We start from the raw sequence: 24,205 nt of genomic DNA on the forward strand, positions 1-24,205 counted from the left end.
GTGTCCGGACGAGCCAGGACCCCCTCTCCGGACGAGCCGGGACCCCTGTCCGGACGAGCGAAGGCCCCGGCCGTCGTCCTGGGGAGGACACGGCCGGGGCCTTCGACTCACGCTTGGTGCGCCGCACCCGCGTGGCGAACGCAGGTTCGGTGTGCGGCACGGGTGCCGGTCAGGAGCGGGAGAGAGGGCCCGCTGAGTCCTTTCCGGCGATCACATCAGTAGCTCAGCCCTGGAGGGCGGCAACCTTGACAGCCAGCGCCGACTTCTTGTTGGCGGCGGCGTTCTTGTGGATGACGCCCTTCGAGACAGCCTTGTCGAGCTGGCGGGAGGCGTCGCGGACGGCCACAGTGGCCTTCTCGACGTCACCGGCAGCGGCAGCCTCACGGGCCTTGCGGATCGAGGTCTTGAGCGAGGACTTGACGGCCTTGTTACGCAGGCGCGCCTTCTCGTTCGTCTTGTTCCGCTTGATCTGGGACTTGATGTTCGCCACGAAAGAGCCTTTTCAGGTTCGTTGGATCTTCTATGTGCGCCACGCCGCTTCTGAGGGCCACGAGGCACAGCTGCCCACGGTAGCAGTCACCCTCGGACCGGCCCAAACCGGTCCCGTCCCCTCAGGCGTGGGAGCATGGAGGCTACGTATCGATCCGTCCGACCCGACATCGACCCGAGACACGGCGTCCGACGTCTCAAGAATCAGGACCCTGCGTGCCCGCGACTCCTACCAACGTGCCCGAGCCGAGCCGTACCGACCCGGCGCTGATCCGCAACTTCTGCATCATCGCGCACATCGACCACGGCAAGTCGACTCTTGCCGACCGGATGCTTCAGCTGACGGGCGTGGTCGACCAGCGGCAGATGCGCGCCCAGTATCTCGACCGGATGGATATCGAGCGCGAGCGCGGCATCACCATCAAGTCCCAGGCGGTCCGTCTGCCGTGGGCGCCCAACGAGGGCGAGGACAAGGGCTCGACCCACATCCTCAACATGATCGACACCCCGGGCCACGTGGACTTCACCTACGAGGTCTCCCGCTCGCTGGCCGCGTGCGAGGGCACCGTCCTCCTGGTCGACGCTGCGCAGGGCATCGAGGCGCAGACGCTGGCCAACCTCTACCTGGCGATGGAGAACGACCTCACCATCATCCCGGTGCTCAACAAGATCGACCTGCCCGCCGCGCAGCCCGAGAAGTTCTCCGAGGAGCTGGCCAACCTCATCGGCTGCCAGCCGGAGGATGTGCTCAAGGTCTCCGCGAAGACCGGTATCGGCGTGGACGCGCTGCTCGACCGGGTCGTCCGGGACGTCCCGCCCCCGATCGGCAAGGCGGACGCCCCCGCCCGCGCGATGATCTTCGACTCGGTCTACGACGCGTACCGCGGCGTCGTCACCTATGTCAGGGTCGTCGACGGCCAGCTCAACAGGCGTGAGCGCATCCGGATGATGTCGACGGGCGCCACCCACGAGCTGCTGGAGATCGGTGTCTCCTCCCCGGAGATGACCCCGGCCGACGGCATCGGTGTGGGCGAGGTCGGCTACATCATCACCGGTGTGAAGGACGTCCGGCAGTCCAAGGTCGGTGACACCATCACCTCCCTGAACAAGGGGGCGACCGAGGCGCTGGGCGGCTACAAGGACCCCAAGCCGATGGTGTTCTCCGGGCTCTACCCCCTCGACGGCTCGGACTACCCGGACCTGCGCGAGGCCCTGGACAAGCTCCAGCTCAACGACGCCGCCCTGGTGTACGAGCCGGAGACCTCGGCCGCGCTCGGCTTCGGCTTCCGCGTCGGCTTCCTCGGCCTGCTGCACCTCGACGTGGTCCGTGAGCGCCTCGAGCGGGAATTCGGTCTGGAGCTCATCGCGACCGCCCCCAACGTGGTCTACCGCGTCGAGATGGAGGACGGCACGGAGCACACCGTCACCAACCCGAGCGAGTTCCCCGAGGGCAAGATCGACAAGGTGCACGAGCCGGTCGTCAGGGCCACGGTCCTGGCGCCCAGCGAGTTCATCGGCGCGATCATGGAGCTCTGCCAGAACCGGCGCGGCACCCTGCTCGGCATGGACTACCTCTCCGAGGACCGGGTGGAGATCCGCTACACCCTGCCGCTCGCCGAGATCGTCTTCGACTTCTTCGACCAGCTGAAGTCCAAGACCCGTGGTTACGCCTCGCTCGACTACGAGCCCACCGGCGAGCAGTCCGCCCAGCTCGTCAAGGTCGACATCCTGCTCCACGGCGACAAGGTCGACGCCTTCTCGGCGGTCACGCACAAGGACAAGGCGTACGCGTACGGCGTCCGGCTCGTCGCCAAGCTGCAGAAGCTCATCCCCCGGCAGAACTTCGAGGTGCCGATCCAGGCGGCCATCGGCTCCCGGGTCATCGCCCGTGAGACGGTCCGCGCCATCCGCAAGGACGTCCTCGCCAAGTGCTACGGCGGTGACATCTCCCGTAAGCGGAAGCTGCTGGAGAAGCAGAAGGAAGGCAAGAAGCGGATGAAGATGGTCGGCAACGTCGAGGTGCCGCAGGACGCGTTCATCACCGTCCTGTCGACCGACGAGTCGGCCGGCGAGAGCAAGGGCAAGAAGTAGCGCCCGCCCCGCCTCCGTACGGGACCACTCGGGAGTACGCCGTCGGGCGTACCCGGGAGTAGCCCAACGGGCCCCTGTGCCGCGGACGACCGCGGCACAGGGGCCCGGTTCGTTTTCAAGCGGCTGCCTGTTGCCCCTTACGCGACGGTCCCACTCGCTCTACTCTGATCACCACCCGTTAGTTACTCGCCAGTTAAACAAGCAGGTCGAGCGGGCACGAGAAGCAGGACATACAAGCAGCAGCACCCATAAGCCGGTCGTAGCAATGCCGCAGGCCCGGAGGACGTCGTGAGCGACACACAGACCTTGATCGATAGCCGACCGCCCTCCGTGGCGACTCTCTTCATCGACCGCGTGGCGGCCACCCCGGACGGGGAGGCTTACCGCTACCCGGTGCCGGCCGCCTCGGGGCAGGGACCGGACGACTGGAAGTCGCTCACCTGGGCGCAGGCGGCCGAGCGGGTCCACGCCGTCGCGGCCGGTCTGATCGCTCTGGGTGTCCGGCCGGAGGAGCGGGTCGCGCTCGCCTCCTCGACCCGCGTCGAGTGGATCCTCGTCGACCTCGGAGTGATGTGCGCCGGGGCGGCGACCACGACGATCTATCCCTCCACGAACACCGAGGAGTCCGCCTTCATCCTGGCCGACTCCGACAGCCGTGTCCTGATCGCCGAGGACGCCGCCCAGCTGGCGAAGGCCCGGGAGAACAGGGCGGACCTGCCCGAGCTGGCGCATGTCGTCGTCATCGACCCGGCCGGTGCCGAGCCCGCGGAGGGCGACCCGGAGGGCTGGCTCCTGACGCTGGCCGATCTGGAGGCCCGGGGCAACGAGTACCTGGTGAAGAATCCCGACGCGATCACCGACCGGGTCTCCGCCATCACCGCGGACCAGCTGGCGACGCTGATCTACACCTCCGGCACCACCGGCCGCCCCAAGGGCGTACGGCTGCCGCACGACAACTGGTCGTACATGGCCAAGGCCACCGTGGCCACCGGGATGATCAACTCGGACGACGTCCAGTACCTCTGGCTGCCGCTCGCGCACGTCTTCGGCAAGGTGCTCACCTCCGGCCAGATCGAGGTCGGTCACGTCACGGCGGTCGACGGACGCGTCGACAAGATCATCGAGAACCTCCCGGTGGTCCGCCCGACCTACATGGCGGCCGTACCCCGCATCTTCGAGAAGGTCTACAACGGGGTCGCAGCCAAGGCACGGGCCGGCGGCGGAGCCAAGTACAAGATCTTCCAGTGGGCCGCCGGTGTCGCCCGCGAGTACGCGAAGGTGTCGCAGGACAACTTCCGCCGCACCGGCAAGGCGTCCGTTCCCTTCGGCCTCGCCGCCAAGCACAAGACGGCCGACGCCCTCGTCTACGCGAAGATCCGCGAGGCCTTCGGCGGCCGGCTCCGCGCCTGCATCTCCGGATCCGCCGCCCTTGCCCCCGACATCGGCCTCTTCTTCGCCGGCGCCGGGATCCACATCCTGGAGGGCTACGGACTCACCGAGTCCAGCGCCGCCTCCTTCGTCAACCCCGGCGAGGCCTACCGCACCGGGACCGTGGGCAAGCCGCTCCCCGGCACCGAGGTCCGGATCGCGGACGACGGTGAGATCCTGCTGCGCGGACCCGGTCTGATGGAGGGCTACCACCGGCTGCCCGAGAAGACCGCCGAGGTCCTGGAGTCCGACGGCTGGTTCCACACCGGCGACATCGGCGAGCTCTCCCAGGACGGCTACCTGCGGATCACCGACCGCAAGAAGGACCTGATCAAGACGTCCGGCGGCAAGTACATCGCCCCGGCGGAGGTCGAGGGACAGTTCAAGGCGGTGTGCCCGTTCGTCTCCAACATCCTGGTGCACGGCGCGGACCGTAACTTCTGCACCGCCCTCATCTCCCTCGACGAGCCGACCATCCTCGGCTGGGCGGAGGAGAACGGGCTGGGCGGCAAGCCGTACGCCGACGTGGTGGCCTCCCCGCAGGCCGTGGAGCTCGTCGAGGGCTATGTGAAGCGGCTCAACGAGGGGCTGCAGCGCTGGCAGACCATCAAGCAGTTCCGGCTCCTGCCGCGCGACCTCGACATCGAGCACGGCGAGCTGACCCCCAGCCTCAAGCTGAAGCGGCCGGTCGTCGAGCGCGAGTACAAGGACCTCATCGACGAGATGTACGCGGGCTCCCGCGAGGCGTGACAGCGGAGGCGCGACAGCAGCGGCGCGACGGCAGAGGCGTGCAGGCAGAGGCGTAACAGCACAGGAGCACGTCGGAGCGGGGCCGGTGGGGCGCGGGAGCGTCCCACCGGCCCCGGCCCGTTTCTGTCCGGCTCCGGCCACTTCCGTCACTCGGCGCTTATGGGCACGCCCGGTCTGTCACCCTGTCGGGATACGTCAGCGGCGTTACGCGAGACCGTCAGGAGCCGCACCGTGGGTCCCATTCCCTTGCAGCGGGACATCGTTCAGCGTCCCGGCACCGTCCTGCCCGGTCAGGGCGTCGATCCCCGCCGGGTCGCGCGCACGAGCCTGCCCGGAATCCCGCAGGCCTCGGCCGCGGCCCGCAGGTTCGTCCGGGCGGCGCTCGCCGAATGGGCCGGGCTGGGCCTGCCCTCGACCGGTGAGTTCGGCGAACGGCTCACCGACGACGCGCTGACCGTGGCCAGCGAGCTGGTCACCAACGCGGTCGTGCACGCCGGTACGACGGTCGAGCTGCTCCTCGGACTGGAGGACTCGGCGGGGCCCGAGCCGGCCGCGCTGGTCCTGGAGATCACCGACCACCATCCCGCCAGGTCGGTGCGCGACGACCGGGCCGAGCGGCCCGACCCCGCCGAGTACGGCCGGGGGCTGCAGCTCGTCGCGACCCTCGCCGAATCCTGGGGTATCACCTACCGCACCGGCCTCAAGACCGTCTGGGCCCGCCTCCCCGGCGACGACCGCTACGGACTGCCCGACACCCCTGCCGCCGGCGGCAGCGCCCAGGGCTCCGGCCCGCGCACCGGCAGGATCATCGCCCCCACGGCCGGGCACGCCGCGCGCGACGACGTGGGCTGGGGCGGGCGCGGTGGGCTCTCCTTCCTCGCCGAGGCCTCCGGCCTCCTCGCGGGCCAGCTCGACGAGGACCTGGTGGCATCGACAGCCGGCGGGCTCCTGGTGCCGCGGCTCGCCGACTGGTGCGCGATATGGCTGGAGAGCGAGGGCGGTGGCCCGGGGGCCGCCCCCAGGCTCGCCGGGATCTGGCACAGGGACGAGGCGCGGGCCGAGCTGCTGCGCCCCGCACTGGAGAAGGAGCCGCTCCGCCTCCCCGGGAGCGTCGGCACCGGCCCCGTACCGATGCCCTGGCCGGGATGCGCGACGGCGGGGTACGGGAAGGCCACAGGTGCCGCGCTCGCCCACCGCATCATCTCGGGCGGGCGCACGCTCGGCGCGGTCCTGGTGGGCCGCGAGGGCGCCGACCACATCCCCGACGACGCCGCGGCCCTCCTCGCGGACTTCGTGCGCCGGCTGGGCCTCGCCGTCGGCGCCGCCCGCGCCTACACCCGCCAGGCCACCATCAGCCGCATCCTCCAGCGCGGCCTGCTGCCGAGCAAGGTGGCCGAGATACCCGGGGTCACCAGCGCGCTGGTGTACGAGCCGGGGGACGACGGTGTCGTCGGCGGCGACTTCTACGACCTCTTCCCGTGCCCCGGCGGCCGCTGGTGCTTCGTGCTCGGAGACGTCCAGGGCAGCGGCCCCGAGGCCGCCGTGGTCACCGGCCTGGCCCGGCCCTGGCTGCGCCTGCTGTCCCGGGAAGGCTTCAGCGTCGGCGAGGTCCTCGACCGGCTCAACCGGCTCCTCCTGGACGACGCGATGGAAGCGGCCGAGGCCGCCGCCCTGATGGTCGCGGCGGCGGGCGGCCAGCAGATCCAGGGCGGCGAGCAGGCCCAGGACGGCTCCCAGTCCCGTTTCCTCTCCCTGCTGTACGGCGACCTCGTGCCGCTCCCGGACGGCGGGGTGCGTTGCACGGTGGCCAGCGCCGGCCACCCGCTCCCGCTGCTGCTGCGCCCCGACGGCTCCGTGAGCCCGGCCGCCGAGCCGCAGGTCCTGCTCGGCATCGTCGAGGACGTGGCGTACGAGAGCCAGAGCTTCGAGCTGATGCCCGGCGACAGCCTGCTCTGTGTCACCGACGGGGTCACGGAGCGGCGCTCGGGGCGGCTGATGTTCGACGACGGCGACGGCCTCGCACGGGTCCTGGCCGGCTGCGCGGGGCTTCCGGCCGCCGGGATGGCCGACCGGATCAAGCAGGCCGTCCACGACTTCGCCGAGCGCCCGCCCGACGACGACCTGGCGCTGCTCGTCCTGCAGGTCGACGGATACGCCGATGTGCGGGGCAGCTCCGCCGGCGAGTGACAATGGACGGTATGCCTTCCGTACTGCCCGATGGTGAGCCCGTGCCCGACGACGGGGCACTGCCCCGCCATGCCCTGGAAGGCGCCGCCGAACGGCCGCTCGGCTTCTACCTGCACGTGCCCTACTGCGCCACCCGCTGCGGCTACTGCGACTTCAACACGTACACCGCGACCGAGCTGCGGGGCTCCGGCGGCGCCCTGGCCTCCCGGGACAACTACGCGGCCCACCTTGTCGAGGAGGTCCGCCAGGCCCGCAAGGTGCTCGGCGACGACCCCCGCCCCGTCCGCACGGTCTTCGTCGGCGGCGGTACGCCCACCCTGCTGCCCGCCGCCGACCTCGTCCGGATGCTCGCGGCGATCCGTGAGGAGTTCGGGCTCGCGGAGGACGCCGAGATCACCACGGAGGCCAACCCGGAGTCCGTCGACCCGTCCTATCTGACGGCGCTGCGGGAGGGCGGCTTCAACCGTGTCTCCTTCGGCATGCAGAGCGCGCGGCAGCACGTCCTGAAGATCCTGGACCGCACCCATACGCCCGGCCGGCCCGAGGCATGTGTCGCCGAGGCCCGTGAGGCCGGCTTCGACCACGTCAACCTCGACCTGATCTACGGGACCCCCGGTGAGTCCGACGACGACTGGCGTGCCTCCCTCGACGCGGCGATCGGTGCCGGACCCGACCATGTGTCGGCGTACGCGCTGATCGTCGAGGAGGGGACGCAACTCGCCCGGCGTATCCGCCGCGGCGAGGTCCCGATGACGGACGACGACGTCCACGCCGACCGCTATCTGATCGCCGACGAGGCGATGGCGGCGGCGGGCTTCTCCTGGTACGAGGTGTCGAACTGGTCCCGTACGCCCGAGGGCCGCTGCCTGCACAACGAGCTGTACTGGCGCGGAGCCGACTGGTGGGGCGCCGGACCCGGAGCCCACAGCCACGTCGGCGGGGTGCGCTGGTGGAACGTCAAGCACCCAGGGGCCTACGCGCAGGCCCTGTCCGAGGGCCGCTCGCCCGGGGCCGGCCGAGAGGTGCTCGGCGACGAGGACCGGCGGGTCGAGCGCATCCTGCTGGAGCTGAGGCTCGTCGAGGGCTGCCCGCTGTCGCTGCTCGCCCCCGCCGGCCTCGCGGCCGCGGGCCGCGCGGTGAAGGACGGGCTGCTGGAGCCCGGACCGCACGGCGAGGGCCGCGCGGTCCTCACACTGCGCGGGCGGCTGCTGGCCGACGCCGTGGTGCGGGACCTGGTCGACTGAGAACCGGCCGGGCCTACGACACCGGACAGTCCGCGCGGGTGAGCGGTGCCCGGTCACCCGCGGCCCGGCCGCACACGACGCGGCTCCGCGCGTCCGGCCCCGGACGGGTGACCTCGACGATGTTCAGGCCGTGCACCTTCTGGTCGGCGTACGGAATCGTCCCCCGGAAGGTGATGGTCCCGGTCGGCATGTCGTGCAGGGCCACCGAGTAGAGCGTCGCCCAGGTCTCCGCCGCGCTCTGCGGATTGTCGCTGCGCGTCGCGGCGGCGTAGAGGGCGGCCGTCGCCTGGTAGGAGATGACGGTCTGCCCGCTGGCGAAGAGCATGTCCTCGTACGGGCGCTCCTTCGGCAGCGCGGCGAGCTCCTGCCCCTCGGGAAGCAGCGACTGCAGGGCCTTGCGGGAGTCCTCGTAGAACGCCCGGCCGGCGCCCTGGCTCATGGGTGCGAGCGCGCCGTAGTAGAGCGTCACCTTGTCCGCGAGCTTCGTCGAGTCGTCGAAGCGCGCTTTGGTGAGGTCGTCGCCGGTGAAGACCGTGATCGCCTTGTCCGAGCAGCCGGCCGTCTGGCCGAGGCCGGACATCAGCGTGTTGACGTCCTCGACCCGGCCCGCGAAGTACAGGGCGTCGGGCACGCGTTCCGCCCCGCAGATCAAGTGCAGGGGCGCGTCGAGATTCGCGGATCCGCCGTCCTTGGACAAGGAGTACTGGGTGTCGGAGGCCAGGCCGAAGCCGGACTCGTCCAGCATCTCCAGACCGACCCTGCGCTGCTCGGTGGTGTAGCGGTCCTTGTCCTCGTTGCCCACCTTCCTGGACAGGACGACAGCCTGCGGATCGGACAGCCCGTCCGCCAACTGGCCCGCGAGCAGCCCGAGGGCGTCCGCCTGCTCCTCGTCGGTCGCGGCGAGGCCGAAGTAGTTCGGGTACAGGCGGGCCAGGTCGCTGCCGGAGTTCGTGCTGTCCACCACGGGCAGTCCCGCGCGCTGGAGGAGCCCGGTGGCCTCGGCGCTCTCCGTGGTGTTGCGGCCGAGGCCCACCACGCCGACGACGGAGGAGTCCCGCCGGGCCACGTCGATGATCCTCCTGACCGCCGTCGTCTGCCGCAGCATGTCCTTGCCGCCGTTTGCCGTCAGGACCCGGAGCTTGACGGAACGATTCGCTGTGTCGTTGACGAACCGCTGGTGGAGGTAGACACCGGTCAGCTCCTCCAGGCCCTTGCGGGTGTCCTCCCGGTTCTTGTCGGTGCCGGTGAGCGGGCCCGCGTAGACGACGGTGACGTGCGGTTCGCCCGGCCCTATGGCAGCGTTCTGTTCCCTTATCGCCTGCTCGATCCGCTCGAAGGTGACGCCTTTGCCCACCCCGTTCAGCTGGAGGGTGTTGCCCTCGGCGAAGCGGACCTCGGGGACCGTCGCCACTCCGATGCACTCCTTGGCGCCTCCGGGGCCCTCCAGCCGGACCGAGTCCGTGCTGCGGCCGACCAGCGGGCCGTAGCAGTACGTCTCCTTCCAGTGCTGACTCCACAGGAAGGTTCCCAGCAGTGCGCAGACCAGCACGAGGGCGACGGTCCTCCCCGACATCACCCACCAGGCCCAGGTCCTGCGGACCCGGTGGGTGACGAGCTGGGCGTGGGCGTGCTCATGGGTCAGCTGGCCGGTGGAGAGCGGCAGCCGCAGCACCCAGGCCAGCGTCACCGCCGCGGCCGGGGCCTGGCCGACGCTCAGGTCCTCGACCCAGTTCTCGTACCGTGCGCGGGCTCCCGAGCTGGCGCCGCCGTTCGCGGGCGGCTCCGGAGGCAGCGGCGGGGTGTGCCGCATGATCCGGTCGGCGGGCAGGGAGGCCAGAAGCAGCAGCGGATCGACCTCGCTGCGCCGCGAGCGCACGTTGTTGATGGCGTTGATGAGCAGGATGCCGCCGTTGTCCTGGGTGGCCGTGGGCAGGAACACGACCGGCGGGACGGTGCGCTTGCTGCGCCGCCAGTCCAGGGCGTGTGCCCGGTAGCTGTCCAGCAGGTCCTCCAGCAGCGCCTGGACCCGCAGCTCCAGGTGGAACTGGCGCGCGTGCTCGTCGCCCGCGCCCGCGTCGGCCACCCGCTCCGCGACAGCGGCCGCCCGCGCCCGGATCACCCGCCACGAACCGCTGGGGGAGAAACGCGACCAGCCGTCGGAGGGATAGGCGGTGCTCGACGCGGCGAGTGACGACGTGGTCGCGAGCCATCGGCTGGCCGGGCGCAGCCACAGCAGCGGCGGCGCCGCCCTCGTCATCAGCCGCACCACTGTCAGGCCGAGCAGGGCCGCGGCGGCGACCAGAGTGGTCAGCACCCAGCCGATCTCGCCCAGCAGCACGCTGAGCACGGCGATGAAGACGGCCCCCAGAAAGGTCTCCGGACGGACGGAGGCGCGCAGCGAGTCCCACCAGGTGCCGCGCCCCGACCGCCTGGCCCGCCAGCGCAGGCTGCCCAGCTGTTCCAGGATCCCCTCGTCGCGCTCACGGGCGGAACCCCCGTCCGGCTCGGCGACGACCGTCGCGGTGGCCTGCTCGATGGCGTCGAGCAGCCGGGAACGGGGAAAGGCGAAGGGCTTGTACTGCGACGTGCCCCGGGTCTCCCAGGGGCGCTCGGTGAGGGTGCGGACCATGGAGAGTGCCGCCTCGTACGGGGTGGCACCGCGGCCTTCGAGCAGCTTCACCGGGACCCGGCGCAGCTGGTTCGCCCGGTGGACCTGATGGACGATCTGCTCGACCCTGCTGTCGATCTCCGGCCCGGCCGAGGCGTCCTCCGCCTGCGCCACCACCAACGGCATCACCGGCCGGTTGACCCGGTACTGGTCGATCAGCTGCTGTATCAGGTGGAAGACAGCGGAGGCCGCCTCGTTCTCCGCCCCGTCCCGCCACACTTCGCGCGTCATCAGCCCCCCGTGCCTTCCGCTGCGCCCGGCCCTGCCGTCATCTCTCAATAACGGATGGTGCGTGTGCGGCGCAGGCGTTCAAGGGGATCGGTACCGGATCCTCCTCAACGGCCCCGGGACATCACGCAGGAAGGGTGACGAAGTCGATCAATTCCTCGACTCGCCCCAGCAGTTGCGGTTCCAGGTCCTTGTACGAGCCGACCTTGGAAAGAATGTGCTGCCAGGCCGCACCCGTGTTCTCCGGCCAGCCCAGCGCACGGCACACGCCCGTCTTCCAGTCCTGGCCGCGCGGAACCACCGGCCACCCGGGGATGCCCACGGACGAGGGCTTCACGGCCTCCCACACGTCGATGTACGGATGCCCCACCACCAGCACGTGCGCGTCGGTGACCTGAGCGGCGATCCGGGACTCCTTGGAACCGGGCACCAGATGGTCGACCAGGACACCGAGCCGGGCGTCGGGGCCCGGCTCGAACTCCCGCACGATCGCCGGCAGGTCGTCGACACCCTCCAGGTACTCCACCACCACGCCCTCGATGCGCAGGTCGTCGCCCCAGACCCGCTCGACGAGCTCGGCGTCGTGCCGCCCCTCCACATAGATCCGGCCCGCCCGCGCGACCCGTGCCCGTGCCCCGGGGACCGCCACCGAGCCGGAGGCCGTACGCGAGGGGCGGGCGGGGCCGCCGGCCGACGGGCGTACCAGGGTGACCACCCTGCCCTCCAGCAGGAAGCCGCGCGGCTCCAACGGGAAGACCCGGTGCTTGCCGAAGCGGTCCTCCAGGGTGACCGTCGGCCCCTGGGCCGTCTTCTCGCACCGGATCACCGCCCCGCAGAAGCCGGAGACGGCCTCCTCGACGACCAGATCGGGCTCGGCGGGGACCTCAGGGGCGGGGGCGGACTTCTTCCACGGCGGAGTCAGGTCCGGCTGGTAGCTGCGCATGGCACGACGATAAACGGCTCCCCTTTCACGACACGCCGAAGCGGGCCACCAGTTGATCGCGCTGCGCCCGTACGAACGCCGCGTCCACCACCGCCCCGTGCCCCGGCACGTACAGCGCGTCCTCGCCGCCCAGCTCCAGCAGCCGGTCCAGCGCGGCCGGCCAGTGCGAGGGGACCGCGTCCCGGCCCGACTGCGGCTCCCCGGACTCCTCGACCAGATCGCCGCAGAGCACCACGACGGGTGAGCCCGGCACCAGCACCGCGAGATCGTGGCCGCTGTGACCGGGCCCCACATTGGCCAGCAGCACCTGGAACCCGCCGCCGAGATCGAGCGTCCACTCGCCGCTCACCTGGTGCCGCGGGGCCACCAGGGCGTCCGTGGCGGCTGTCGCGTCCGCCTCGCTCATCCCGTGCCGCACCGCGTCCGCGCGCAGCTCCTCCCCGCCCCGCCCCAGCAGCTCCGCCGTGCCGACCGCCCCGTACACCTCCGCCCCGGAGAAGGCGGCGGTGCCCAGCACATGGTCGAAGTGCGGATGGCTCAGTGCGATATGTGTCACCCTCCGGCCCAGCAGGGCCTCCGCCTGGGTGCGCAGCCCGACTCCCTCACGGAGCGTCGCACCCGTGTCGTAGAGGAGCACGGCGTCCGCCCCGGCCACCAGTGCGGCGGTCGCGTCCCAGACGGGAAGGCGCCGCCGTCCCGTACCGTTGCCCAACCGCTCCCAGCCGAACTCTTCCCAAGAGACGTCCATACGGCGACGCTATCGGCAACGACCTGCGCAGTCCCACGACGGCGTGGCCGGTCGCCCTTGCCCCGGGCCCACCCCGCCCCCGTACACTGACCGGGGGATTGCTGGCACTCGAACGCACAGAGTGCCAGGCAGACGCCGAAGAACCACAGCTGGAGGTGTGCGCGGTGCTCAGCGAACGCAGACTCGAAGTGCTGCGCGCCATCGTCCAGGACTATGTCGGCACCGAGGAGCCCGTCGGCTCCAAGGCGCTCACGGAGCGGCACAGCCTCGGGGTCTCCCCGGCGACTGTCCGCAACGACATGGCGGTGCTGGAGGACGAGGGCTTCATCGCCCAGCCGCACACGAGTGCGGGGCGTATTCCGACGGACAAGGGCTACCGTCTCTTCGTCGACAAGCTCGCGGGAGTCAAGCCCCTGTCGTCGCCGGAGCGCCGGGCCATTCAGAATTTCCTCGACGGCGCGGTCGACCTCGACGACGTCGTGGGCCGCACGGTCCGGCTGCTCGCGCAGCTGACCAGGCAGGTCGCCGTCGTGCAGTACCCCTCGCTGACCCGGTCGACGGTGCGGCACGTGGAGCTGCTGTCGCTGGCCCCGGCCCGGCTGATGCTCGTCCTGATCACGGACACGGGCCGGGTGGAACAGCGTATGATCGATTGTCCTGCACCCTTCGGTGACACCTCACTGGCAGATCTGCGGGCCCGGCTCAACAGCCGGGTCGTCGGACGACGCTTCGCGGACGTCCCGCAGCTGGTGCAGGACCTGCCGGAGTCCTTCGAGAACGAGGACCGGGGAACCGTGTCGACGGTGCTCTCCGTTCTCCTCGAGACTCTGGTCGAAGAGACGGAGGAGCGGCTGATCATCGGTGGCACCTCCAATCTCACCCGTTTCGGACACGACTTCCCTGTGATGATCCGGCCGGTGCTGGAGGCATTGGAGGAGCAGGTCGTGCTGCTGAAGCTGCTCGGTGAGGCAACGGACTCAGGCATGACCGTACGGATCGGGCACGAGAACGCCCACGAGGGACTCAACTCCACGTCCGTCGTCGCGGTCGGCTACGGTTCGGGCGACGAGGCAGTCGCCAAACTCGGCGTGGTCGGACCGACCCGCATGGACTACCCCGGAACGATGGGAGCGGTACGCGCAGTGGCACGTTACGTCGGACAGATCCTGGCGGATTCGTAAGTGGCCACGGACTACTACGCCGTACTAGGCGTGCGCCGCGACGCATCTCAGGACGAGATCAAGAAGGCATTCCGTCGGCTCGCACGCGAGCTGCACCCGGATGTCAACCCGGATCCGAAGACCCAGGAGCGGTTCAAGGAGATCAACGCCGCTTACGAGGTTCTGTCGGATCCGCAGAAGAAGCAGGTCTACGACCTCGGTGGCGACCCGCTGTCCCAGTCGGGCGGCGGCGGTGGCGCGGGAGGATTCGGAGCCGGCGGCTTCGGCAACTTCAGCGACATCATGGACGCGTTCTTCGGCAACGCCGCGCAGCGCGGGCCCCGTTCGCGGACCCGGCGAGGCCAGGACGCCATGATCAGGCTGGAGATCGACCTCAACGAGGCGGCCTTCGGCACGACCAAGGACATCCAGGTCGACACGGCGGTCGTCTGTACGACCTGCAGTGGCGAGGGCGCCGCACCCGGCACCTCCGCGCAGACCTGTGACATGTGCCGCGGCCGCGGCGAGGTCTCCCAGGTCACCAGGTCCTTCCTCGGCCAGGTCATGACCTCGCGGCCCTGCCCGCAGTGCCAGGGCTTCGGCACCGTCGTGCCGACCCCGTGCCCCGAGTGCGCCGGTGACGGCCGCATCCGCTCGCGGCGCACCCTGACCGTGAAGATCCCCGCCGGTGTCGACAACGGCACCAGGATCCAGCTCGCGGGCGAGGGTGAGGTCGGCCCCGGCGGCGGCCCCGCCGGAGACCTGTACGTCGAGATCCACGAGGTCTCGCACGCCGTGTTCCAGCGGCGCGGCGACGATCTGCACTGCACGGTCACCATCCCGATGACGGCCGCGGCGCTGGGAACCCAGGTGCCGCTGGAGACGCTCGACGGGCTGGAGGAAGTCGACATCAGGCCGGGCACCCAGTCCGGCCAGTCGGTGCCGCTCCACGGGCGCGGCATCACGCACCTGCGTGGTGGCGGGCGCGGCGACCTGATCGTGCACGTCGAGGTCATGACCCCGACGAAGATGGACCCCGAGCAGGAGCGCGTCCTGCGGGAGCTGGCCGTGCTGCGCGGCGAGGAGCGGCCCACCGGTCAGTTCCAGCCGGGGCAGCAGGGGCTCTTCTCCCGCCTGAAGGATGCCTTCAACGGCCGCTGAACCCTGTCACCGCAGCGCCCGCCGGTCCCGTACCGGCGGGCGCCGCTGTGTCCGCGGGGGTCCGGCGGGTGTGTGAAAGGGCTGATTCGGCACGATCCGCTGGACGTGGCACGATGCGGTCATGTCCTTGGCGCTGACCGATCTCTGCCGGTACCCGATCGTGCAGGCCCCGATGGCGGGAGGCGTCTCCCGGCCGGAGCTGGCCGCCGCCGTCGCCGGGGCCGGAGGGATCGGATTCCTCGCCGCCGGCTACAAGACGGCGGACGGGATGTACAACGAGGTCGAACAGCTCCGGAGGATGACCGGCGGACCCTTCGGCGTCAACCTCTTCACGCCGCAGCCGCTGGTCGCCGACGCGGGCTCCGTCGAGATCTACCGTGAACAGCTCGCCGGAGAGGCCTCCTGGTACGAGACCCCGCTCGGCGACCCGGACTCCAGCGGCGACGACGGTTACGAGGCCAAGGTCGCGATCCTGCTGGAGGATCCGGTCCCCGTCGTCTCCTTCACCTTCGGCTGCCCCACCCGCGAGGTCCTCGACGCGTTCGCCGCGGCCGGCACGTTCACCGTCGTCACGGTCACCTCGGCCCAGGAGGCGCGCAACGCCAAGTGGGCGGGCGCCGACGCAGTCTGCGTCCAGGGCATCGAGGCGGGCGGCCACCAGTCCACGCACCGGGACGACCCGCAGGGCGGCCTCACCGGCACCGGGCTGCTCGCCCTGATCGCCGAGGTCCGCGAGTCGGTGCGGCTTCCGGTCGTCGCGGCCGGCGGGCTGATGCGCGGCTCCCAGATCACGGCCGTCCTGGCGGCCGGGGCCGACGCCGCCCAGCTCGGTACGGCGTTCCTGGCGTGCCCGGAGTCGGGAGCGCACCCGCTGCACAAGCAGGCCCTGACCAACCCGCTGTTCGTGACCACGGCCCTGACCCGGGCCTTCTCGGGCCGCCCCGCGCGGGGGCTGGTCAACCGGTTCGTACGGGAGCACGGCCCGTACGCCCCCGCCGCCTACCCGCAGGTGCACCAGATGACCAGTGGGCTGCGCAAGGCCGCCGCCAGGACGGGGGACGCGCAGGGCATGGCCCTGTGGGCGGGCCAGGGCCACCGGATGGCACGCGAGCTGCCCGCCGGGGAGCTCGTGGGCCTGCTCGCCGCCGAAACGGAAGCCGCGCGTGCGGCAGTGAGTGTGAGGAGTGCCCAGTGACGGCACCGGTCTTCGTCGTCGAACAGCTGCCCGGCGGGCCGGAGTTCGTCCTGGACGGCCCCGAGGGGCGGCACGCCGTGTCCGTGAAGCGGCTGAACCCCGGGGAGGACGTCGTCCTGACCGACGGGCGGGGCCGCTGGGCGGAAGGCGTCGTACGGGCGGCCGAGGGCAAGGACCGGCTCGTGGTCACCGGTCTGGAGCCGGTGCGTGAGGAGCCCGCGCCGGCCGCCCACATCACCGTCGTCCAGGCGCTGCCGAAGGGCGACCGGGGCGAGCTCGCCGTGGAGACGATGACCGAGACGGGTGTCGACGCGATCGTGCCCTGGCAGGCCGCGCGCTGCGTCACCCGGTGGAAGGGCGACCGGGGGGTCAAATCCCTTGCCAAGTGGCGCACCACGGCGCGCGAGGCGGGCAAGCAGTCGCGCCGGGTGCGTTTCCCGGACGTCACGGACGTGCTCACCACGAAGCAGGCCGCCGCCCTGCTGGCCACCGCGGACCTCGCCGTCGTCCTGCACGAGGACCGCGACCACGACAGTGAGCCCCTGGCCACCGTCGCCCTGCCCGAAGCGGGCAAAATCATCCTTGTCGTCGGCCCCGAGGGCGGCGTCTCACCGGACGAACTGGCAGCGTTCGCGGCCGTCGGTGCCCGGACCTGCCGGCTCGGGCCGACCGTCCTGCGCACCTCCACGGCGGGTACGGCGGCGACGGCACTGCTGCTGGGCCGCACGGGCCGCTGGTCGTAGCCGAAGGCCCCCGCGGAAGGGTGGCCGGCGCCGGCTGTGCGGAGAGCGCGCGGCAGGGTCCTCACGGAGGACTCCGGCCAACTTCCGCCCCTGGAGCGGTGCCAGACCCCCGCGAGCCCGGCGTGGTCCGAACGAGAGGCCATAGGGTGATCTGTGTGACGCAGCCTTCCTACCTCCGGTATCCCCATGTCCAGGGCGACTTGATCGCCTTCACCGCCGAGGACGACGTCTGGCTGGCGCCGCTCGACGGCGGCCGAGCCTGGCGTGTGAGCGCCGACAACCGCCCTGTCACCCAGCCGCGGATCTCTCCCGACGGCACCCTCGTCGCCTGGACGTCCACCCGGGACGGGGCCCCCGAGGTACATATCGCGCCGTCCGACGGCGGCCCCTCCAGGCGGCTGACCCACTGGGGCGACGCGTGCACGTCCGTACGCGGCTGGACTCCCGACGGCGACGTGCTGGCGATCAGCACCCAGGGGCAGATGTCACTGCGGCGCAGTTGGGCCCGTGCCGTCCCGGTCGACGGCAGCCCCGCCCGGACCCTGCCGTACGGGCCGGTCGGCTCGCTCGCGTACGGACCCGGCGGGCGGATCCTGCTGCTCTCGGCCACGATGGGACGCGAGGCCGCCGCCTGGAAGCGCTACCGGGGCGGGACGGCCGGCAAGCTCTGGATCGCCGCGGCCGACCGGCCCGCGGACGGCGCCCCCGAGGAGTTCACCCGCGTCCACGCGGACCTCGACGGCAACCTCGAATGCCCGATGTGGGTCGGTGAGCGCATCGCCTTCCTCAGCGACCACGAGGGTGTCGGCGCGCTGTACTCCTCCCTGCCCGACGGCACGGGCCTGCGCCGCCACACCGGCATGGACGGCTTCTACGCCCGGCACGCCACCACCGACGGCACCCGGATCAGTTACGCCAGCGGCGGTGAGCTCTGGCTCCTGGACGGTCCGGAGAGCGACGGCCCCCGCCGTCTCGACATCCGGCTCGGCGGACAGCGCGCCGACCTGCAGCCGCACTCCGTGGACGCCGGCAGCCATCCGTACAGCGCGTCCCCGGACCGCACCGGCCGCGGCAGCGCGGTCGGGTCCCGCGGCGCCGTCCACTGGGTCACCCACCGAGAGGGCCCGGCCCGCGCGCTCGCAGCCGAACCCGGCGTACGGGCCAGGCTCCCGCACACCTTCCAGGCCGACGGCGGCCAGCACGTCGTCTGGGTCACCGACGCCGAGGGCGATGACGCGCTGGAGTGTGCGCCTGCCACCGGCACCGCGCCCGGCGCTGTGCCGCGCCGCCTCGCGGCAGGCCGGATCGGCCGGGTCCTGGATCTGGCCCCCGCCCCCGACGGCAGCCGCTTCGCCGTCGCCGCGCACGACGGGCGGGTGCTGATCGTCGAGCGGGAGAGCGGCGAGGTGCACGAGGTGGACCGCAGCGAGGACGGGGACGCGTCCGGACTCGTCTTCTCGCCCGACTCCGCCTGGCTCGCCTGGTCGCACCCCGGCCCCGAGCCGCTCAGCCAGCTCAGACTGGCCCACATCGCGGACCTGTCGGTCACCGAGGCCACCCCGTTGCGGTTCCGGGACTTCGCCCCCGCCTTCACCACCGACGGGAAGCACCTGGCCTTCCTCTCCGAGCGGGTCTTCGACCCGATCTACGACGCGCACGTCTTCGACATGGCGTTCGTCGGATCCTGCCGGCCCCACCTGCTGACACTCGCCGCCACCACGCCCTCACCGTTCGGTCCGCAGCTCCACGGCCGCCCGGTCGAGAAGGAGAAGGGCGGCGACGGCGAGGACAACCCCACCGCGCTCCCCATCACCCGTGTCGACCTCGACGGTCTCGCCGACCGGATCGTGCCGTTCCCCGTCGAGGCCGCCGGCTACTCCTCGCTCCGGGCCGCCAGGGACGGGCTGCTGTGGCTGCGCCACCCGGTGAACGGAGTGCTCGGTACCAGCGCCGCCACGCCCGGCGCCCGTAGCCCCGAACCCACTCTGGAGCGGTACGACCTGGAGAAGCTGCGCTGCGAGGAAGTCGCCTCCGGCATCAGCCGGTTCGCGGTCAGCGGCGACGGCAGGAGGCTGGTCCTGCACAGCCACGACACACTGCGGGTCGTACCCTCCGACAGCCGGGTGTCAGGTGAGTCCGACGGCGACGGCGAAACCCACGTCACCGTCGACCTCTCCCGTGTCCGCCGTACCCTCGACCCGGCCGCAGAATGGCGCCAGATGTACGACGAGGCCGGCCGCGTCATGCGGGACAACTTCTGGCGCCCCGACATGGGCGGCGTCGACTGGGACGGCGTCCTGGACCGCTACCGGCCGCTGCTGGACCGGGTCTCCACCCACGACGACCTGATGGACCTGCTCTGGGAGGTGCAGGGCGAACTCGGTACCTCCCACGCCTACGTGAGGCCGCCCGGTGGCCCGGGCGACGACTCCGCCCGGCAGGGACTGCTCGGCGCCGACCTCTCCCGCGCCGACGACGGGCGCTGGCGCGTCGACCGGATCCTGCCCTCGGAGACCTCCGACCCCGCGGCATGGTCCCCGCTCGCCGCGCCCGGCGTCGCCGTGCGCGCCGGCGACGCGATCCTGGCGGTCGACGGGCACCCCGTCGACACCCTCACCGGCCCCGCCCCCCTGCTCGCCGGCGCGGCCGGCAAGCCCGTCGAACTGACCGTCTCACCGGTCGACGGCGGCGAGCCCCGCCATGTCGTCGTCGTCCCCGTCGCCGATGAGGAGGCGCTGCGCTACCACGCGTGGGTCGCCGGCCGGCGTGCGTACGTGCACGAGCGGTCGGGCGGCCGCCTCGGCTACCTCCACGTCCCCGACATGGTCGGCTCGGGGTGGGCGCAGATCCACCGGGACCTGCGCACCGAGGTCGCCCGCGAAGGGCTGGTGGTGGACGTACGCGAGAACCGGGGCGGCCACACCTCGCAGCTGGTCGTCGAGAAGCTGGCCCGCCGCATCGTCGGCTGGGACCTGCCGCGCGGCATGCGGCCCTCCAGCTACCCCGGTGACGCGCCGCGCGGACCGGTCGTGGCCGTGGCGAACGAGTTCTCCGGCTCGGACGGCGACATCGTGAACGCGGCCATCAAGGCGCTCGGCATCGGCCCGGTGGTGGGCACGCGCACCTGGGGCGGTGTCGTGGGCATCGACAGCCGCTACCGCCTGGTCGACGGCACGCTGGTCACCCAGCCGAAGTACGCCTTCTGGCTGGAGGGATACGGCTGGGGCGTCGAGAACCACGGCGTCGACCCGGACGTCGAGGTCGTGATGGCCCCACAGGACCACGTGGCGGGGCGGGACCCGCAGGTGGACGAGGCGATCCGGATCGCGCTGGAGTCGCTGACGCGGACCCCGGCGAAGACGGCCCCGCGACTGCCGTCGGCGGACGGGGCGGAGTAGCGCGGCACGGGCGGGGGCGCGGGGCGGACTCGCGCCGCCGCCCCCCCGTTTGCCGTGTGGCCCCGAGCTGGCCGTCTTCCGTCGCGCGGCGCCCGTTAGGCTGCCCGTAACCGATCACCACGACCCAGGAGCGCCCCATGGCGGGAGAGCCGCAGACCGACTGCCTGTTCTGCAAGATCGTCACGGGTGACATCCCGGCGACCATCGTCCGGGAGAGCGACACGACCGTCGCCTTCCGCGACATAAACCCGCAGGCGCCCACCCACGTCCTGGTCATCCCCAAGGCGCACTACCCGGATGCCGCCTCGCTCGCCGCCGCTGACCCGGGGGCCGCCGCCGACGTGCTGCGCGAGGCGGGTCTGGTCGCCGCCGACGAGAAGATCACGGAGAGCGGCTACCGCATCGTCCTCAACACCGGTGCGGGCGCCGGGCAGACCGTCTTCCACGCGCACGCCCACGTCCTGGGCGGCCGTGGCATGCAGTGGCCCCCCGGTTAGACAGGCGCCACCACCCGTGTCCGTACGAGAGCTCGTGATCCTCGGCACCGCCAGCCAGGTGCCGACCCGTCACCGCAACCACAACGGCTACCTGCTGCGCTGGGACGGTGAGGGCATCCTCTTCGACCCGGGCGAGGGAACCCAGCGCCAGATGCTGCGGGCGGGCGTCGCCGCCCACGACATCGACCGGATCTGCGTCACGCACTTCCACGGCGACCACTCTCTGGGCCTCGCCGGTGTGATCCAGCGGATAAATCTCGACCAGGTCCCGCACCCCGTCACCGCGCACTACCCGGCGAGCGGGCAGCGCTTCTTCGACCGGCTGCGCTACGCGACCGCCTACCGCGAGTCCGTCGAGCTGACCGAGGCCCCGGTCGCCGCCGACGGCGTCCTCGCCACCACCGACGCCTACACCCTCGACAGCCACCGGCTCTCGCACCCGGTCGAGTCCTACGGCTACCGGCTCACCGAGCCCGACCGTCTGCGCATGCTGCCCGTGAAGCTGGCCGAGCACGGCATCGGCGGGCCCGACGTCGGACGGATCCAGCGGGACGGGGCCCTGCGCGGCACCCCGCTGGAAGAGGTCTCCGTGACCCGCCGCGGACAGCGGTTCGCGTTCGTCATGGACACCCGGCTCTGCGACGGCGCCTTCGCCCTCGCCGAGAGATGCGACATGCTGGTCATCGAGTCGACGTTCCTCGACGAGGACAGCCGGCTCGCCGCCGACCACGGTCACCTCACCGCCGGCCAGGCGGCCCGGATCGCGAAGGAGTCGGACGTACGGCACCTCGTGCTGACGCACTTCTCCCAGCGCTACACCGACCCCGACGTCTTCGAGCGCCAGGCCAGGGCAGCCGGCTTCGAAGGCGAACTCACCATCGGCCAGGACCTGATCAGGGTCCCGGTACCCACCCGCCACACGTAACGAGAACCCCGTGCACCTCCCCAAAGCCGAACTCCACCTCCACATCGAAGGAACCCTCGAACCCGAGCTGGCCTTCGCGCTCGCCGCGCGCAACGGCGTGGACCTGCCCCACGCGGACACCGAGGCGCTGCGCACCGCCTACCTCTTCGACGACCTGCAGAGCTTCCTCGACCTCTACTACGCCCTCATGGCGGTCCTGCGCACCGAGGACGACTTCGCCGAGCTGGCCGACGCCTACCTCGCCCGCGCCGCCGCCCAGGGCGTCAGGCACGCGGAGATCTTCTTCGACCCGCAGGCCCACACCGACCGCGGGGTCCCGATCGGCACCGTGATCGAGGGGCTCGGCAGGGCGCTGGACCGCAGCGAGGAGACCCATGGCATCTCCACCCAGCTGATCATGTGCTTCCTGCGCGACAGGTCCGCGGAATCGGCGCTGGAGACCCTGGAGGCCGCGAAGCCGTACCTGCACCGCGTCAGCGCCGTGGGCCTCGACTCGGCGGAGGTCGGGCATCCGCCCGCGAAGTTCCGCGAGGTGTACGCGGCCGCCACCGCCCTCGGCCTGCGCAAGGTCGCCCACGCCGGGGAGGAGGGCCCGCCGGAGTACATCCGGGAGGCCCTCGACGTCCTCGGCGTCGAACGGATCGACCACGGCCTGCGCTGCATGGAGGACCAGGAGCTGGTGGACCGGCTGGTCTCCGAGCGGATCCCGCTGACGCTCTGCCCGCTCTCCAACGTGAGGCTGCGCGCCATCGACGTCCTGGAGCAGCACCCGCTGCGGTCGATGATGGACGCGGGCCTGCTCTGCACGGTGAACTCCGACGACCCCGCCTACTTCGGCGGATACGTCGGAGACACCTTCCACGCCGTGCACGAGGCGCTCGGCCTCGACCGCGAGCAGTTGCGCACCCTGGCCCGCAACTCCTTCGAGGCGGCCTTCCTCGACCACGACGAGGAGCGCAGGGCGCGCTACCTCGCCGAGGTCGAGGCCTACGTGTTCGACTGACCGGAACCGCCGTCCGGTCCCGCCGTCCGGATCGCGCTCCGCACCAGCCGCCTGCGCCGCAGCGCGGGCACGCTGATCTCCGCGACCGCCTGTTCCGGCGCGCCCAGCCTGGGCACCGCGCCGGACAGGCTGTTGGTCGTGGCGGCGAGCAGGGCGGCAGGGGCACCGCCCCTGCGCCGTACGGAGCCGGGCACCAGGGGCCGGCCACCGGTGTGCAGAGCCACCGCGGTGACGGGGACCGCGACCAGGAGGGTGACGGCTCCCAGGACCAGCCCCATCACCGCGTAGCCCGCCTGCTCTGAGAGCACGCTGCCGAGGAGGGGGCCGCAGGCCGTACCGACGGAAGCCGCCGAACCCGCGAGGACCGCCCAGCGGCCGCGCACGTCCAGGGAGGCGGCCAGCCCGATCAGATACGACAGGACCACCGGGTAGAAGGTGTTCCACGTGATCTCACCGGTCGCGAAGGAGCCCAGGCCGTCGGCCGACGAGCTGAGCACGATGCTCCCCGCGATGATCACCGTTCCGAGGCCGATCGGCACCGCCCGCCCGAGCCGGGCTCCCAGCACGCCCGCGCCCATCACGCCGAGCAGTCCCGCTCCCAGCGCGGCGGCGAACACGGCGCCGATGGTCACCTCGGAGAGGCCCACCTGGACGGCGCCGATGCGGCTGCTCACACCCCACAGGGCGTTCTGCGCCATGGACCAGACGAGCATCCCGCCCGCCAGCACCAGACCCGAGCGCCGGTGCGGCAGCCGCCCCTGAACCGGCGTGGTCCCGCCCACCGGTGCGGAGCCGCCCAGCCGGGAGGTCGCGGGCCAGACGAGCAGCGCGACCAGCGCGATGGAGGCGAAGGGCAGCCGGTGGCCGCCGCCCAGGTGGGGGATCGTCAGATAGAGGGCTCCCGCCGTCGCCGAGACGCTGAGCAGCCCGAGCGAGGAGGTCCGGTGCGGATCGCGCTGCGCGGCGATGCCGGACGCCGCGACGGCGGTCGCCGTGCCGGAGCCGAAACCGCCGGCCACGACCCCCGCGATCACCAGTGGCACCGAGGTGGTCAGCGCCGCGCAGCCGTAGCCGAGCACGGCCAGCAGGAGTCCCGCGCGGGCCGGTCCACGCGGTCCGAATCTCTCGACGCGCCCCGCCAGAGCGAAGCCGGCCGAGGCGGAGCTGAGCAGGAGGGCGCTGCCGACCAGGCCGGCCTGGGCCGGGCTCAGGCCCAGGTAGGTGCTGAGGCAGCCGACGATGGTGGGGAGCAGATAGGCGGCGAGGTAACCGGCGGTGAACACGGCGACCAGGGGCCACGCGGCGTGGGGGCGCGAGGACATGGGCGTTCCTGAAGACATGCCAGAA

Annotated in this window: 17 protein-coding genes; 12 read left to right on the forward strand and 5 right to left on the reverse strand. The window is 71.7% G+C overall.

Annotated elements, in window-relative coordinates; genetic code table 11:
- Positions 1-223 precede the first annotated feature (223 nt).
- A complete protein-coding gene (rpsT, locus tag ACIREO_RS04590; protein ID WP_389194523.1) occupies positions 224-490 on the reverse strand; it encodes a 30S ribosomal protein S20 in 267 nt (88 codons plus the stop codon).
- A 215-nt stretch (positions 491-705) separates the two neighbouring features.
- On the opposite strand from rpsT, the gene lepA reads away from it, so the two are divergent.
- The 4 genes from lepA (at position 706) to hemW (ending at position 8,189) form a co-directional block, all read left to right on the forward strand.
- Positions 706-2,580: a translation elongation factor 4 gene (lepA, locus tag ACIREO_RS04595; RefSeq protein WP_404104945.1), complete on the forward strand. Its 1,875-nt coding sequence runs from the start codon at positions 706-708 to the stop codon at positions 2,578-2,580.
- A 288-nt stretch (positions 2,581-2,868) separates the two neighbouring features.
- A complete protein-coding gene (locus ACIREO_RS04600) occupies positions 2,869-4,758 on the forward strand; it encodes an AMP-dependent synthetase/ligase (protein WP_404104948.1) in 1,890 nt (629 codons plus the stop codon).
- A gap of 231 nt (positions 4,759-4,989) precedes the next feature.
- A complete protein-coding gene (locus tag ACIREO_RS04605) occupies positions 4,990-6,945 on the forward strand; it encodes a SpoIIE family protein phosphatase (protein ID WP_404104951.1) in 1,956 nt (651 codons plus the stop codon).
- Between the two features lie 11 nt (positions 6,946-6,956).
- Positions 6,957-8,189: a radical SAM family heme chaperone HemW gene (gene hemW, locus ACIREO_RS04610; RefSeq protein ID WP_404104954.1), complete on the forward strand. Its 1,233-nt coding sequence runs from the start codon at positions 6,957-6,959 to the stop codon at positions 8,187-8,189.
- A 13-nt stretch (positions 8,190-8,202) separates the two neighbouring features.
- On the opposite strand, the gene ACIREO_RS04615 is transcribed toward hemW, so the two are convergent.
- From ACIREO_RS04615 to ACIREO_RS04625, 3 genes are all read right to left on the reverse strand, one after another.
- Positions 8,203-11,088, reverse strand: a complete 2,886-nt coding sequence (locus ACIREO_RS04615; RefSeq protein ID WP_404104957.1) for a hypothetical protein — start codon at positions 11,086-11,088, stop codon at positions 8,203-8,205.
- A gap of 121 nt (positions 11,089-11,209) precedes the next feature.
- Positions 11,210-12,028 (reverse strand): DUF3097 domain-containing protein, encoded by an 819-nt coding sequence (locus tag ACIREO_RS04620; protein ID WP_404104960.1) that lies wholly within the window; start codon positions 12,026-12,028, stop codon positions 11,210-11,212.
- A gap of 25 nt (positions 12,029-12,053) precedes the next feature.
- The gene (locus tag ACIREO_RS04625) at positions 12,054-12,776 is read right to left on the reverse strand and encodes an MBL fold metallo-hydrolase (protein WP_404104963.1); all 723 of its coding nucleotides are present in this window, start codon (positions 12,774-12,776) and stop codon (positions 12,054-12,056) included.
- Between the two features lie 164 nt (positions 12,777-12,940).
- Here ACIREO_RS04625 and hrcA point away from each other — a divergent pair, with 164 nt between their 5' ends.
- The 8 genes from hrcA to ACIREO_RS04665 all read left to right on the forward strand — a co-directional run bounded on the left by hrcA (position 12,941) and on the right by ACIREO_RS04665 (position 22,858).
- Positions 12,941-13,957: a heat-inducible transcriptional repressor HrcA gene (hrcA, locus tag ACIREO_RS04630; RefSeq protein ID WP_404105737.1), complete on the forward strand. Its 1,017-nt coding sequence runs from the start codon at positions 12,941-12,943 to the stop codon at positions 13,955-13,957.
- Positions 13,958-15,097, forward strand: a complete 1,140-nt coding sequence (gene dnaJ / locus ACIREO_RS04635; RefSeq protein ID WP_404104966.1) for a molecular chaperone DnaJ — start codon at positions 13,958-13,960, stop codon at positions 15,095-15,097.
- 121 nt (positions 15,098-15,218) lie between these two features.
- Positions 15,219-16,292, forward strand: a complete 1,074-nt coding sequence (locus ACIREO_RS04640; protein ID WP_404104969.1) for a nitronate monooxygenase — start codon at positions 15,219-15,221, stop codon at positions 16,290-16,292.
- Positions 16,289-17,035 (forward strand): 16S rRNA (uracil(1498)-N(3))-methyltransferase, encoded by a 747-nt coding sequence (locus ACIREO_RS04645; protein WP_404104971.1) that lies wholly within the window; start codon positions 16,289-16,291, stop codon positions 17,033-17,035. Before ACIREO_RS04640 ends, ACIREO_RS04645 begins: the two co-directional genes overlap by 4 nt.
- A gap of 155 nt (positions 17,036-17,190) precedes the next feature.
- Positions 17,191-20,433 carry a S41 family peptidase gene (locus ACIREO_RS04650; RefSeq protein WP_404104974.1) on the forward strand — a complete coding sequence of 1,081 codons (3,243 nt, stop codon included), beginning with the start codon at positions 17,191-17,193 and terminating at the stop codon, positions 20,431-20,433.
- A gap of 137 nt (positions 20,434-20,570) precedes the next feature.
- Positions 20,571-20,930, forward strand: a complete 360-nt coding sequence (locus ACIREO_RS04655) for a histidine triad nucleotide-binding protein (protein ID WP_404104977.1) — start codon at positions 20,571-20,573, stop codon at positions 20,928-20,930.
- A 16-nt stretch (positions 20,931-20,946) separates the two neighbouring features.
- A complete protein-coding gene (locus ACIREO_RS04660; RefSeq protein WP_404104979.1) occupies positions 20,947-21,855 on the forward strand; it encodes a ribonuclease Z in 909 nt (302 codons plus the stop codon).
- A 10-nt stretch (positions 21,856-21,865) separates the two neighbouring features.
- Entirely contained in the window at positions 21,866-22,858 is a 993-nt protein-coding gene (locus ACIREO_RS04665; RefSeq protein ID WP_404104981.1) for an adenosine deaminase, read from the forward strand.
- On the opposite strand, the gene ACIREO_RS04670 is transcribed toward ACIREO_RS04665, so the two are convergent.
- Positions 22,843-24,180 (reverse strand): MFS transporter, encoded by a 1,338-nt coding sequence (locus ACIREO_RS04670; RefSeq protein ID WP_404104984.1) that lies wholly within the window; start codon positions 24,178-24,180, stop codon positions 22,843-22,845. The two genes, ACIREO_RS04665 and ACIREO_RS04670, sit on opposite strands and share 16 nt — an antisense overlap.
- Between the last annotated feature and the right edge of the window lie 25 nt (positions 24,181-24,205).

The organism is Streptomyces sp. NPDC102441, assembly GCF_044765585.1.
Lineage (GTDB): Bacteria > Actinomycetota > Actinomycetes > Streptomycetales > Streptomycetaceae > Streptomyces.

Coding starts and splice junctions, on each gene's coding strand:
- ACIREO_RS04620 (WP_404104960.1), bottom strand. CDS start 12,028: ATGCGCAGCTACCAGCCGGACCTGACTCCGCCGTGGAAGAAGTCCGCC.
- ACIREO_RS04655 (WP_404104977.1), top strand. CDS start 20,571: ATGGCGGGAGAGCCGCAGACCGACTGCCTGTTCTGCAAGATCGTCACG.
- hemW (WP_404104954.1), top strand. CDS start 6,957: ATGCCTTCCGTACTGCCCGATGGTGAGCCCGTGCCCGACGACGGGGCA.
- ACIREO_RS04670 (WP_404104984.1), bottom strand. CDS start 24,180: ATGTCCTCGCGCCCCCACGCCGCGTGGCCCCTGGTCGCCGTGTTCACC.
- ACIREO_RS04625 (WP_404104963.1), bottom strand. CDS start 12,776: ATGGACGTCTCTTGGGAAGAGTTCGGCTGGGAGCGGTTGGGCAACGGT.
- ACIREO_RS04615 (WP_404104957.1), bottom strand. CDS start 11,088: ATGACGCGCGAAGTGTGGCGGGACGGGGCGGAGAACGAGGCGGCCTCC.
- ACIREO_RS04640 (WP_404104969.1), top strand. CDS start 15,219: ATGTCCTTGGCGCTGACCGATCTCTGCCGGTACCCGATCGTGCAGGCC.